The sequence below is a fragment of the Pseudoalteromonas piscicida genome, assembly GCF_002208135.1.
GTDB lineage: Bacteria > Pseudomonadota > Gammaproteobacteria > Enterobacterales > Alteromonadaceae > Pseudoalteromonas > Pseudoalteromonas piscicida_A.
In genome coordinates this window covers 48,365-63,026 of sequence record NZ_CP021647.1, presented here as the reverse complement: position 1 = coordinate 63,026, position 14,662 = coordinate 48,365, and the positions used below count along the sequence as shown (strand labels likewise).

Genomic DNA, 14,662 nt, shown 5'->3' with positions numbered 1-14,662 from the left:
AACGCAGGTGGCAAATGTGAGCAAATATCTTAAAATAATCGCCCTAACCCTTTTTTCCCTAGTCTGCCTAAGTGGTTTTTACCTCGAGATTAATGAGTTTAATAAAAATCGCGTGGTTCACCAGAGTCTAACCCAATACTACAATAACCTCTCAGGCCTTGATAACGCGATTGAAGCGATATTTAGTCTGCAACGTGAACGAGGTATGTCAACAGGGTTTAATTCCGAAAAAGAACATGAAGCGCGACTACTAGCGTACTACCAAGACACGGATGAAAAAATAATAAGGCTCACTGCTGAAAAACTCACTAGCATTAATAACTTCGATCAGTTTCAATTGACTATAAAAGAAGACCTACAAACACTGAGAACGCTTTATCGACAAGAAAATGTCGACCGCGATCAGCTCTTTCTTCGCTACACAATTTTAATAAATTACTTAATCGATACAGTCCGGAGCATACAAACCGAGCAATCCTTCATCCATAATTTTGGTAGCAAAGCACACAAAACACAGTTCCAGAATATTCATATACTTATCAGAGCTATAGAGTTAGGAGGAAGACTCAGAGCTAAGATCAGTAGTTATCTAACAGCAGATGAAGAAGTAACTAGGCTAAGCGCAATGAGAAGTGCATTACAATACTACTCGACCCATGTCACACTTATGGAAACTCTCAAAAATAATCAAAATACAGTACAACTATATAATGCGGCTACGGCGTCTAGAGAGTTTGACTATGTGACCGCAGCTCTAAATCGGTTCAGCCGTGGTTCTGAGGCCAACCTACCACACTATGTGTGGTGGGATAATAGCACCGCGTATTTGAATCTCCTCGCAAACGGCAGTATGACTCTACTTGAATATATGAAAGAATCTGCTGCTGCATCCATGCAAAAGTCACAAGAACGCGCTCAAACTTCACTCATTATTTCTCTGATCATTGCGCTTATCTATATCATTTTAATTTGTTTATTAATTAGAGCGTTTACCGAATTAAAAATATATAAAACCGCACCAATTAGAACGCAAACCACACAGCTCATCGTCATATTTTCCTCAGTGCTTGCAGTGCTATTTGTGGAACATTTCGCAAGTCAAAAGCAACTATTGTATCTATCAGAAATGCAAACGCTTAGGCAACTAAATAACCAATCATTGGAACGTGTAAATCGCCTTAAAACGCTGTGGTATAAGCCGCATATTGAAAGGCTCAGGAGTGCGAGTATTAGCACAGGTACAGATCCCGCAAAACGGTCTCAGTTACAGACCCTAGCCATTAACAATCTTAGTAGCACTCAGTATGTAGATAAAAGTCAGGTCACGTTATTTTACTCGCACCATCAGAAAAGCATGCAACGTGGTGGAATCATTACCCAAATTATAAAGGGCAATAATGGTCACCGTATACTGGTTATAGCGGGTCTTGGACTGTCCGTTCAAGGGCTGACTGAAACACTGTATTGGTACGAAACTCAACTGGACGTGTTACTTGGCAGCTTGGAGCTAAACCTTGAGACACGCCTTAAGAATGCATCAGGTTACTACACTGAAAGAGAAATACAGACTGTTCAAGTTAGCGGCAGTCAAACTCCATTAAGTCGTTTACTACTTGATAACCATATTGAGTACGGTGGCTTTCTTGGTGCAAAAATCTGGGATCAAGAGCTTCAAGTCGGTGCTTACGCTTATTCTAATGAGGCGTTTAATCAAGATCTCTTTCACACCATAGAGATAAAGTTTATTTGGCAAGTACTGTCTTTAGTTGCATTTTGCTTGTTTGGTTTGGCAATTAGCTATCGTGCCCAGCAAAAAGCCAAACTAGACAGACAAGTCGCAAAAGACGCCATTCAAAAGCGTCAAACTTTGTTAAATTCATCTGAAAAGCTTGCTTCTATCGGCAGTTTTGAAATATCGGTAGGCCAGTTTTACGGCCATACCTCTGAAGGGTTTAGAGCTTTATTTAACTTAGCACCAGAGCTTGAACACCACAGCCTAAAGCCAATCATTAAGTCACTTGATACCGATAACAAACAAACACTCTATTCAAACCTTCGCGCTCTAGATTTAGCACAACCTAGAGAATTTCAGCTAACTATTGAAGAGCATAGTTCTACCCGATATTTTAGTGTGATACTAAACTTAAAATACTACTCTAGCGAAAACACACAGTTTATTGTCGGTGTCGTAAAAGATATAACCAGTCAAGTCAACGAATCTAATCGTCAACAACGGATCCAAAAAGAGCTTGTTGCAGCAAGAAAAGCTGCCTTGGATAAAATGCATGAGGCCGAAGTGGAAAGGTCGTCCGCTCAATATTTATTAAGAGTTCAAAAATCGACTGAAAAACTGCTTCAAGAAGCTATAGACTCATTTCCAGCATTTATTCTGCTAGTTGATGAAAACCAACATATAGCCATGTTGAATCAGTTTAACGAACACATAAAAAGAACCGAACATAACGAATACCAATTCAAGGGAAGCTCTCTCAGCAAAGGTTCCGACGTTATAGAGTTTATTACCCAACTTCCAATGACTGACAGCAGCGAATTGCTCTCAATGTTGGAACAATCAAAAGACAAAGAGCAATATCAAGCGCAAACGACCTGTCAGTACAACGCCGAAGGGGCCGTATTTTGGTTCAACGTTTTAGTTAAAAATATCACTACTGATTCCGGAAAATATACCCTCATCTATCAAAATGATATAACTAAAAGCATCAATTTTTCTGCAGAGCTGGAACAAGCTCGCATAAAGGCCGAACAAGCTAGTGAAGCTAAATCTCGTTTCCTAGCAACAATGAGTCATGAGATAAGAACGCCGATGAATGGCGTGGTAGGCATGCTGGATATTCTCGCCCAGTCTAACCTTGATCATGAGCAATCACACCTCACCACAGTCGCAAAAAGCTCAGCGTTGGTACTACTTCGAATAATTAACGACATATTAGACTTTTCAAAAATCGAAGCTGGGAAAATGCAACTAGAATCTACACCATTTAGCTGGCAAGAAATTATTAAGGAACTTGCGGAGCTCCTTGCATATCAAGCGGGTTCTAAAAAGCTCAAACTTGCTTTTTATCTTTCGCCACAGTTACCAAACTGGCAATTAGGGGATCCAGTTAGACTGCGCCAAATTTTATTAAACCTAATAGGTAACGCCTTAAAATTTACCAAAACTACCGCAACCGCTGCGGGAGTTGTAGAAGTGACTATTGGACGCTCTGCCGATGATGGTTATATGGAAATTAGCGTCAAGGACAATGGTAAAGGCATGTCAGAAGAACAAGTAGACAACCTTTTTAAACCATTTGTTCAAGCAGATAGCAGTATTCAACGCCAATATGGCGGTACTGGGCTGGGCCTTTCCATTACCCACAAGCTTGTTGCTATGATGGAGGGGGAGATTGACTGTAGAAGCTTAGAAGGTTTCGGCAGCAACTTTATTGTAACCCTGCCATACTGCGAAGTACCAAAACAAACCAGTGAAAGTGGGTTAACCTTAGACAGGCTAAAAGTTGCTGTAGTGGGAGACGAGGACAAATTTGAAAAAGACCTGCAAAATCAACTACGCATCCATGAGGCACAATGCGAAATATTCCCTCGAGAACTTTTTAACGCACAACTGATTGATAGCCAACGATTTGATTATCTCGTTATTACTGCTGAAGCCTTCCAACAACTCACCACAGAAGGAAAAGAAGTTTTCGTCGCCGAAAGCGAATGCAAGTATATTATACTAGACAACAATCAAGATAAGCTTCCGCACGCAAATAACATCAACGTCTCTAACCTCTCGCTATATCCTTATTACGCTTATAAAGTCGTTTCACACATTGCCACCTTAGAAGGACTAATTGACAGTGAATCAACAAATGAAGACAGCGATGCTAAACCAAAGACGCTGCCCACAATCAGTGAAGCGCAAACACTTAACAAGCTTATCTTAGTCGTTGAGGACAATGTTTATAATCAAGATTTATTCAAAAGACAGTTAGCACTATTAGGCTATCAATGCATTATTGCCGACAACGGCAAAGTTGCCCTGCAGCTACTCGATCAATATCACTTTTCGCTAATTATTTCGGACTGTCATATGCCCGTGATGGATGGTTATGAATTCACAAAACAGCGTCGCGAACATGAACGTGCACGCAACCTTGAGCATATACCTATCATTGCAGCAACAGCTAATGCTTTAGAAGGTGAGAAAGATATTTGCTTTAACGCCGGCATGGACGACTATATTGCGAAACCCATTGTGTTGCAAAAACTAAACAGAACGCTAAAAAAATGGTTTGCGAGCAACACACCAATAAACAACCAAGCCGAAGAAAATCCCCCCTCGCTATTAGTAGAACTCGATGCCCCCACCAAACACATCGACTTAGTGATACTCAGTGAGTATGTAGGCACAGATAAAGAGCTACAGAGCATTTTCTTGAAAAGCTTTGTTGATGACACGAAAAAGCTGTTACAAGGGATCGATCTAGAACAGCCTGAAAGTGTCAAGAATATTGCACATCAAGGGAAAACCTCCGCAAAGGCAGTCGGTGCAACACAACTTTCTGAAAAATTGGCAGAACTTGAGCATGCTGCAAGTGAAGGCAAGCAGATAAAGATTGAAAATTTAATGAATCAATGTTTGATGCTTTTTGACAATGCACAAGCTGAAATCGCTTCTATACTTAACGTAGAAGATCTAATGTAACACGTGCTAACAATTCGGGTCTGGTATGTATGATAAATGAAAAGCACCTTATTATTGCAATTGATGACAGCGAACTTATTCTCACGCAATTGCAGTTATTGATTTCTAACCAGACACCATGCGCCTTTAAAGGTTTTAACAGCGGTCTGTCTGCACTAGAAAGTCAAGAGCTCCATCAGGCTTCCCTTATTTTACTTGATATCAACATGCCACAGATGGATGGTGTGGAGATATTGAGGAAATTTGCCGAGCTAAACATCCAAGCACCTATCGCATTGCTAAGTGGCGAAAAGGGTCTATTTATCAAAAATACCGCTGCACTAGCTGAGCTTCATGGCCTCAGCATTATATCTAGTTTAGAAAAGCCACTTTCTGCCACCAAACTAAAAGAACTCTATGGTCAGCTGCTGTCTCGCGATACACCTAAAAAGTCCCAACATGCACTACAAAACTTTAGTAAAGATGAAATCTATGAAGGATTATTGCGCGAGGAGTTTTGTGCTTATTTTCAACCCAAAGTTGCAAGTCCATCCGGTGCAATCATTGGTGCAGAAGTGCTAGCTAGATGGCATCACAATACTGATGGTACTGTGCTCCCCTCCCAATTTATCGCGACAATGGAGGAACACGATTTAATTCACCTGCTATCCTATAGTTTATTAAAACAAACGCTGTCCTTGCTTAGTTATAATCGAGATATTCTTAAAGCGCTTCAATTCAGCATTAATTTGAGTGTTAAAGAACTTGAAGACATAAAGCTCCCAGAAAAACTCGAGTCCATTTGCGAAGAGTATTGCACCCCAACTTCTCAAATCACGTTAGAGTTAACCGAAAGTCACTTATTGGAAAACATCAAGCGTGCGCTTGATGTGCTGCTGCGCTTAAAGCTTAAAGGCTTTAAGCTGTCTATTGATGACTTTGGTACTGGGTATTCGTCAATAAAGCAACTTAACGAATTGCCGTTTGATGAACTCAAAATCGATAGGTGTTTTGTCGATGGTTGTTCAATGCAACCTAATAAGCGCGTCATTATCGCAAGCACTTGTGAGATGGCCCACCAACTTGGTCTAGAGGTCGTCGCTGAGGGTGTTGAAGTAGTCGAGGATCTGGTCGTTGTACAGAGTTACGAAGTAGAGTCGGTCCAAGGCTATTATTACTATCCGCCTTGTACGCCGTCGGAGTTCTTACAAACGGTCTTAGAATCTGCGTTGCAAAAGTCCCATTCTAGTAAATAATTAAACCCAATAGCTTTTGCTGTACTCTCAAACCCAGAGGGAATTTATGCATAAAAAAGAAGTTGAACACGCTCAGCGACACCCAAAAGTTATCATCATTTGCGACGACCCAGCAGAAATGACAGGTGTTGTTGATATAGTCGCTTCTCAAGTCAACGAGTACCGTACTCTCACCAGCCACAAAGAAGTGGCAGAGGTGTTAACTGAGTCACCACCAGATGTCATCGTTATTGCTCGAAAAACGGTGTCAAAAAGTGTTGAAATTTATAGCGTACTCGCAAAACATGGCTTACTTAACTATGCCCATGAGAATATTTTACTGTGTGAAAACAAAGAGTCAGGGGTGGCCTTTCGGTGTTGTATGAAAGGTATTTTTACCGATTACTTTGTCTACAAACCTATGTACGAAAATTATCGGTTTCGCATGATTTTACACAATGCGCTAGTTCGCACAGAGGGTACTTCAGAAGTTGCCAAAATCAGAGAGGAGCATTTTGGGCGCATAGATGACAAGCTAAAGCAATTGATTGATGATGCAGCGTTGTACCATCAAAAAGCGGATGAGACACTGCAAACGGTAAGACGTAATCTAGACAATGAAAAAGGGATTAATAAAGTTCAAGATGATTTGCTAAACGAATTGAAACAAAAACACTTGTCACCACTGCTGGATGAATTAGAGCACCAGCTCGCTGAGAGTGTTCATGAATTAACGAAACGATTAAAAGACAAACAGTTTTCCATTGCAGAATTTACAGCCCTACTCGCTGAAAAAGACAACTCAAAGTGCGCACAATTAGCACAAAACGTATTGCCAGTAGGCGATACTGGCGAGGTCGATGTCAGCGAGCCACAAGCGATTGAAACCAAGCAAGAAGAAATAAAAATAATGGTTGTAGAAGACAACGAAATCTATCGAGAGATGATAGCCAAGATCCTACGTGATGAAGGATATAAAGTAGAGAGTGTCACCAGTGGGCTGAGCGCAATTAAAAAGCTGCGAAAGCACCGCTTTTCTATGGTGTTTATGGATTTATTTATGCCCGAGCTTGATGGCTACAATGCAACCAAAAATATTCGCAATATTCCGCACTGCAAAAAGCTGCCCATCATTGCACTAACAAGCAATAAAAACAAAGATATAATTAGAAAGTGGGCGTCTTTGGGACTCACTGGGTACATTACCAAACCTTCAACCAAATCATCCATTCTTAAAGCTGTAGAAAAAGCACTTACGGACAACCATTAAGTTGCGTAAATTACAAATCAGCAAACATTATCAAATCGAACTCTGCCATGATAAGTCGTATCAGCCACGGCGTTAGTGACGAGGCTGTAACTGACCGCATAAACCAACAATGAAATGAACGATGACTAGAAAAGCAACGACCATAAGCCATTACACCACTCGCTTAAATCATGTTATTGATTATATCTATAACAATATAAGTCGCGAACTTGATGTGATCACGCTTGCTGATCAATGCCATATGTCAACTTATCACTTTCATCGTGTTTATCGCTCCATCGCTGGGGAAACCATCAATGCAACCGTGAGAAGAATGCGACTACATGTTGCCGCAGGCATGTTAATTCGTACCCAAGATTCCATTGCAAAGGTGGCTGAGCAAACAGGCTACGCAAGTATTGAAGCGTTTAGCCGAGCGTTTTCTCAACGATATAAGCAACCGCCTAGTCAGTTTCGTCAACATGAACAGGCCAAGGCAAAAGGCTGTGCGGCCGAGTTTTATATCATTAAGGTAGATGAGGATTCGAATATGTTTAATGTAGAAATAGGCAGTAATGAGCAAATGACGTTAATCGGAATTGAGCACCATGGCGATTACATGCAAATCGGTCAAGCATTTGAAAAATTAAACGTACTGGCGCAGCAACAAGGCTTATTAGGTGCGGATACGCGTTTCTTTGGTGTGTATTTTGACGACCCAAAAACCGTCGAGGAAAGCAAACTAAAATCAATGGCAACAATTTTAGTGCCAAAGACGACAGCATCTCTCCCAAAGGGGCTTTGTGAATTCGCCATTCCATCGGGCAAAACAGCTAGCCTACTTTACCAAGGTGACTATGCTTCTCTTGAAACGCCTTACGAGTATCTGTTTGGACAATGGTTACCTAACAGTGAGTTCGAACCTGCAGATGTGCCTGTTATCGAAGAGTACTTAAATGATGTCAGAGAGACACTGCCACACGAGCTTCTCACTCGTATCACTTGTTACATTAAATAACTGACCTAAGCGCGATTAACTATCGACGACTTAGAAGTAAAAAGGAGGGTCTTCCCTCCTTTTTACTTTCGCGCCAATTAGAACCTATAGTTAAAGCTCAACTTAGCATTACGCTCGTTGCCAGGCGTACCACCTAAGAACAACGCCTTACTGTAATAACGCTCGTCAGTTAAGTTTTCTAGGTTTAGCTGAATGTCGAACCGATCAGCATTGAATTTAATCGCAGCATCCCAGCGGGTATAACCATCAATAGTTGCGGTTGGTAAGCCAAAGGACACAGAGTTGATCGTTCTTTCACTCTCATAGTTAATACCAAGACTATATTCCAACGCTCCAGCAAACCAATCCACTGGCTGAGTATACTTCACCCACGTGCTGGCAAACTTCTTAGGTACCCCTTTCATTTGACCTGAGCGCTCATTAGAACGGATCTCAACAGCATCTTGGTAGGTTGCATTCATATTCACACTGATTTGGTCGTTCAGTGCTAAATTTAAATCAAGCTCTACACCTTTCGATTCATCTTCATCGTCGAAAAAATAGCGCGGAACACTAACATTGTAGTCTTCTCCTGGTTCATCATTGTACTCAGGATTGCTATACATAAGGTTTGTACGTTTTGTTTCAAACCACACTAGTGACCCTAGCAAATCTTCGTCATACGCAGTAAAACGCACACCAATATCTAGCGTTTCAGATTCCGAGTCAGGTCTGTTTTTACGGTTCGCATCAGCTTCATTTTCTAGGCTACCCAGTACACTGTATGCAGTACGACCCTTTGCCATATTTACAAAAGCAGAAAGCTGAGAGGTCACTTGATAATTCAAGCCAATATTATACGTCATACCCGCATCATCCGTGTCCAGCTCTTCACTTTCTTCAGGTGAACGCTCAGTGCCTAAATGCTGATATTTTTGTTCAACGCTAGTATATGCAAGACCAACACGAGCAGTTAACGCATCAGTGATATACACTACTTCTTGTGCACTAATGCCATACGCCGTAAGCGTTTTATCATAGTTACTACGTAGCGATGGGTTATAACCCTCGAATTCTCCTGTCGGCCAGTTTGGGTTGCGAATATCTAAGATAAATGGAATTGAGCCTTTACCATCGGCATCATATGCAGACCAACTTTTTAAGCGCATATCACGATTTTCATAGTTAACGCTAACTAAGTGCTCACCGCTCAAAGAACCCATATCCCAAGTTAACTGTAAATCAGCAAAGTATTGCCAAGTTTTTTCGCTGGCAACTTGACGGCGATACTCTTGACGGCGAGCCGCATAAGGATATAGCACATCATCAATCACAAGCGGGGCTCTTGGGTTTGCATTAATAACACTATTGCGCTCCCAATAAACATAATTATAAGCACCCGTTTGGCGAACAAAATCCGAATCATAGCTACGCCATAACAGCTGTTGAGTCAGCTTTGAGTTACGATTCAGATACCAGTCATGACGCAATTTTATACGAAGCTCTTCACCCTCATTCGGGCGTGAAAGTGGAGAAATGAGGTTACCATCGCCAAGATTGAAAGGCTTTAAACCATCGCCAATATGGATTGACTCCGCAAGTTGCGCACGCTGCTCACCATTCAGTTGTACACCTAACCATTTACCTTTCTCGACATCATATTGTGGGTTATTTGGCAAACGTTCAGCTGTAACCAGTCCTGGTTGTCCTGTAATGCTATCCCAGTTAATAATGCGTACAGGGTCACCAATTGAATCTACTTGTTGTGAGTCATCAATATAAGCCGTTGAAAGTAAAAACGAGTGCTCGCTGCTTGGGTCGAAACGTAAGCTTGCATAGATTTCGTCTCTATTTGATTCTAGATCTCGATAGCCGTCGCTGCGCTCATGGTTTGCAACAACACGATAAGCCAACTTATCAGTAATTGCATCTGTAAAATCAACGCCCAAGCCATAAGTATTCCATGCGCCTACTTTACCGTTAATTGCAAGCGCTTGTTCAAATTGTGGCTTTTTCTCGACTAAGTTAACTACACCACCAGCTGCACCAATACCATAAAGGCCTGTAGCGGGACCCTTTAATACTTCGATGCTTTCGATGTTAGTTAAAGAGCGCGTTGGGTTAAAGCTGTTACCTAAGTCAGCACCACCATACATACCATCGTAGGTATAGTTTACGCCTAGACCACGAACCATCAGCGAGTCACCAATTCCGTAGTTATTACCAGCCTGAGATAAACCACTTACGTTGCGTAGTGCTTCTTGTAAAGTCGCTGCGCTTTGCGAATCTAGTAGCTCTTTGTCAACAACAACAACCGCTGCGGGGGTCTGCATAAGATCCATATTAGACTTAGTTGCCGTTCCAGATTGCAAAATAATTTTATTATGTTTGCCATAGACACTGATTTTTTCTATGTCATCAGAAGCGAAAACGGTTGTGCTTGCACCAAGTAAAGCCAACTTAACCGCAACGCATGAAGCGGAAAGAACAGAAGAGCGAGAGTATTGCATTTGTTAACTCCAAACTACGCAATTGGATCGTTATAAAATAGCTACAAATACCTATTTCATAAAATAATTTATTAAAGAGGGGGCGAAGTTTAGCAAAACAACAGTAATGATAACAACTATCATTTACATTTTAAATTTGTAATATTTTTTGCAATGCACGCAGAGATGATAATAGAGTGTAACAGATGGATGTTTTTATTTAGCGAGGCTAACACCGCTAGCTAAAATGCAAACGGTTTACGACATTTCGTAAACCGCATTACAGTATGAAAAAATTAAAAAAGCTCGAGTAAAGAAGGATATAACTCATAGCAGGTAAAGCTCACTTCAAGCCCAATCAAGACTAAAAGAAAACTGACCAGATGCCCGACTTTTACTTTTGAACAAACATAAGCGCCTAGCGGGGCACCAACGACCACAATCGGTATTGCCGCTAGCAAATAGCCATTTATTTCACTGGTAATCGTATTGAGGTGCCACGCATTGATACTACTTCCAATCAATGAGGTAAACGTCATCACCACGACAGAGGTTGCAGTCGCCTTTTTCACATCTGCATTATAAGCAATCACCAACAAGGCAAAGAGTGCAATATCAGCACCCGACCCCACTAAACCACTCGCTATACCTCCAATTAACGCTACAACCATAAAACGTAGCATTTTAGGTTGGATAAACTCACTGCTAGGTTGATGATGCGCCTTACGCCACCATCTCAAAATCAGCGTTAACGCAAAACAGAGAAGTAAAAAACTAAAAATAGACTTAACGAGGAGCCTTGGTGCCAGAGGTGCGATATATAATAGGCTGAGCGTAACCCCAAGCGCAGCCATTGGCAACGCCATTAAAATCACGTTTTTATATACTGGAATACGGCGACAGAAAATAGTAATGGACGCCGCTGTCATACCAAAGCTTTGTATCGCGAGAGAGAATACCTTGGCGATGGCAGGATCTATGTCTAACAATTTAGTCATCACAGGAAAAGCAACAGCGCCACCACCTAGTGCAGTACCACCCGCAACAAACGATCCCAACGCCATGGTAAGCGCGATATGAAACTCACTGATAATTTGGCCAAGCGCCTGAGAAAAGCCTTGTAACCAGATCAACGTAGCGTACACACCCAGTGTAAAAAATAACGGCCACATTGTCGGTTTTGTTATTCGTTGCAACATCATTCATCCATTACTCTAAGAGCCTTTCCTTAACCATTACAGTTACCTTGCTCATCAAGCACCTGAGCGAACGCAATTAAACATGATGAATACACTTTTTTCAAATTAATTTTACATTAAACATCACTCTATTTAGTCTGCAAGAAACACACCCTCAATAGTTGAAACGTAAACCTATCTCCCTTATTATAACTATAAATAATTACTTATTACTTTTTGTTATATCGGTAATTTGCTTATACCTAAAGGCACAGTCATGACAGTAGAAACGGTGTTACCTCAAATATATCTAGATGCTAATGCAACAACCCCTGTATTAGAGCAAGCAGCAAATGCAGCATTGGTTACCATGAAAACCATGTTTGGCAACCCTAGCAGCAGCCACATTACAGGCCTACAAGCTAAGCAACTGATGGAGCAAACTCGCCAAAAAGCACGTGCTGTCTTAGGTTCAGGTCATGGTCGAGTGATCTTCACCAGTGGTGCAACCGAAGGCATCCAGACAGGCATACTATCAGCCCTTTGTGATGCAAAAAAGAAGATACAGCCACACAAAAAATATACGCTACTTTACGGGGCTACGGAACACAAAGCGGTACCAGAATCGCTCAAACATTGGAATCAAATTCTGGAAATTAATGCCGATGTCAAGGCCATTCCGGTTGATGGTGCAGGTAACCTAGATTTAGCATTTATCGCAAATGAAGTGCCTAATGCACTTATGATTTGCACTATGGCTGTCAATAATGAAACCGGTGTATATCAAGATCTGAACAAATTAGAAGAAGTAATAAGAAAGCATAATTCAGATATTTTTTGGATGGTTGACTGTGTACAGGCGCTGGGTAAACGCAGCTTGAACTTAGCGAGAACAACAATTGACTACGCACCTTTTAGCGGCCATAAGCTCTATGCACCAAAAGGCATTGGTTTTGTTTATATTCGAGAAACCGCGCCGTTTACACCATTTATCGCAGGCGGCGGTCAAGAAAGCGGTTTACGCTCAGGGACAGAAAATTTGCCAGGCCTTGCCGCGCTGAATGTGATTTTTGATGAACTGCTAAAAGAAAATGACAGCCAATTTGCAAGCGTAGATAAACTACACGATTTTCGTAATCAATTGGCTCAAACGCTCAAAGATGCGTTCCCGACGATTGTATTTAATAACCAATTCAGCAATAGCGTTCCAACTACACTAAACTTTGCAATTCCGGGATTTAGCTCAAAAGAAATCATGGACTTGTTCGACGCTGCAAACATCCGTGTCAGCTCAGGCTCAGCGTGCAGTTCAAAGGTCACGCGCAGTTTTGTGCTAGATGCCATGGGACTCCCTGCATGGCAAAGCGAATCGGCTATTAGACTGTCCTTTGGTCCTGCCACAACCCAAACTGAAATAGACGCGGCGTGTGAGCGCATTCTCCATTGTGCTCAGGCACTCGGTCACAGCTGTCTCATGCAAGCGGCGAATGGCGTTAATAATAAAGAAGCGCTTGACGGTCTAGTACAATTCAAAGTGGGTGGTGCATGCTGTTGGTTGTTTGCTGATAAGCAGTCAAAAACGGCGATTATAATCGACCCACTTCCTGAGCTGGTAGAACGTCTTAATACGATATTGAAATGCCAGCAGCTGACTCTGCTCGCCGCGCTTGATACTCATGGGCATGCCGATCATGAATCGAGTCGAACCGCACTGAATTTACCAAAGCAAACATGCGATCATTTGGGCTGGCCAATTCAAACTACACACATTGAATTTAAAGGCCAGTCACTGGAAGCGCTAGCAATTGGTCACTACCGTCTTGCAAAACTAGCCACTCCAGGACATACAGAAGATAGCGTCACCTTTATGTTACTGGAGCAACAACAAGATAAGTACGCTATCAGATACGTTTTTTGTGGTGATTTAATCTTGATGGGGCACTAGGTAGAACCAACTTCTCCACCAGTTCATCAAAAGCGATGCTGCACAGCATTCAGTTACTTGCTCAACTTATCGAAACCGATACTTTGTTATGCCCAAGCCACGACTACAACAATGAGTTTGCAACCACCCTGGCGGCAGAGTGTAATCGTAATTTGCTATTAAATAGTGTGCTTCAACATGACATTGCAGTTGACGTATTTGTCGAGAAAAAGGCACAAATAGATAAAAACATTATTGATGAGGCAGGCAGTGAGATCATGTGTGGCGCAACGGTTTGTAATAAAAGCCAATTTGAACTGCACGAGTACACCACAACAGACCTCAATGCTCACATCGCTAACAACGAAGGTGTGCTGTTAATTGATATACGTGAACCGCATGAATATGCCCTAAACCACGATAGTGCGTTTGATCAAAATGTGCCACTCACCCGCCTTACTGACTTTATTTGCAAACATAGTCAAGACAAGTCGAAAGAGTTGGTGTTGGTGTGTCGCAGCGGCAGCCGTTCACGAGTTGCCGCACAAGCGCTGGCAAGACTTGGCTTTCATAATATCGGACATTTAAAAGGAGGATATGCACTCATCCCATCAGCATAACCTGCCCTATTTCCTTTCTAAAGCCCCTACAGCACTTGCTATGGGGCTTTTTTGATCCACTTATTATCACTACCGTATGAATACTAAAAATGATTCAATCGACATGTCTCATCAAAAACCAAATCTACCTCATAAAGTATGCCCTATTTGCGAACGCCCGTTTTATTGGCGGAAAAAATGGCAAAGAGACTGGGAAAACGTTAAATACTGCTCAAAGCGCTGCGCTTCTAAGCGCCGCTCAAGTATGAGACATAACGATTAACAATACGTAGCGAATGTT

7 protein-coding genes and 1 pseudogene are annotated in these 14,662 nt (G+C 41.7%); 6 read left to right on the top strand and 2 right to left on the bottom strand.

Annotated elements, in window-relative coordinates; all coding sequences use genetic code 11:
• Positions 1–112 precede the first annotated feature (112 nt).
• The 4 genes from B1L02_RS18825 (at position 113) to B1L02_RS18810 (ending at position 8,192) form a co-directional block, all read left to right on the top strand.
• A complete protein-coding gene (locus B1L02_RS18825) occupies positions 113–4,711 on the top strand; it encodes an ATP-binding protein (protein ID WP_232003212.1) in 4,599 nt (1,532 codons plus the stop codon).
• A gap of 29 nt (positions 4,712–4,740) precedes the next feature.
• On the top strand, positions 4,741–5,946 hold the full coding sequence (locus B1L02_RS18820) for an EAL domain-containing protein (RefSeq protein WP_088532350.1): 1,206 nt from the start codon (positions 4,741–4,743) through the stop codon (positions 5,944–5,946).
• 46 nt (positions 5,947–5,992) lie between these two features.
• The gene (locus B1L02_RS18815) at positions 5,993–7,195 is read left to right on the top strand and encodes a response regulator (RefSeq protein ID WP_088532349.1); all 1,203 of its coding nucleotides are present in this window, start codon (positions 5,993–5,995) and stop codon (positions 7,193–7,195) included.
• Between the two features lie 121 nt (positions 7,196–7,316).
• Entirely contained in the window at positions 7,317–8,192 is an 876-nt protein-coding gene (locus B1L02_RS18810; RefSeq protein WP_088532348.1) for an AraC family transcriptional regulator, read from the top strand.
• Between the two features lie 77 nt (positions 8,193–8,269).
• Here B1L02_RS18810 and B1L02_RS18805 read toward each other — a convergent pair whose 3' ends face one another.
• Positions 8,270–10,681 carry a TonB-dependent receptor gene (locus B1L02_RS18805; RefSeq protein ID WP_088532347.1) on the bottom strand — a complete coding sequence of 804 codons (2,412 nt, stop codon included), beginning with the start codon at positions 10,679–10,681 and terminating at the stop codon, positions 8,270–8,272.
• Between the two features lie 275 nt (positions 10,682–10,956).
• Positions 10,957–11,859: a sulfite exporter TauE/SafE family protein gene (locus B1L02_RS18800; RefSeq protein WP_088532346.1), complete on the bottom strand. Its 903-nt coding sequence runs from the start codon at positions 11,857–11,859 to the stop codon at positions 10,957–10,959.
• A gap of 256 nt (positions 11,860–12,115) precedes the next feature.
• On the opposite strand from B1L02_RS18800, the pseudogene B1L02_RS18795 reads away from it, so the two are divergent.
• Together B1L02_RS18795 and B1L02_RS18790 are read left to right on the top strand one after the other, a co-directional pair.
• A pseudogene (locus tag B1L02_RS18795) lies at positions 12,116–14,382 on the top strand (aminotransferase class V-fold PLP-dependent enzyme).
• 103 nt (positions 14,383–14,485) lie between these two features.
• The gene (locus B1L02_RS18790) at positions 14,486–14,644 is read left to right on the top strand and encodes a DUF2256 domain-containing protein (protein ID WP_088533128.1); all 159 of its coding nucleotides are present in this window, start codon (positions 14,486–14,488) and stop codon (positions 14,642–14,644) included.
• Positions 14,645–14,662 lie beyond the last annotated feature (18 nt).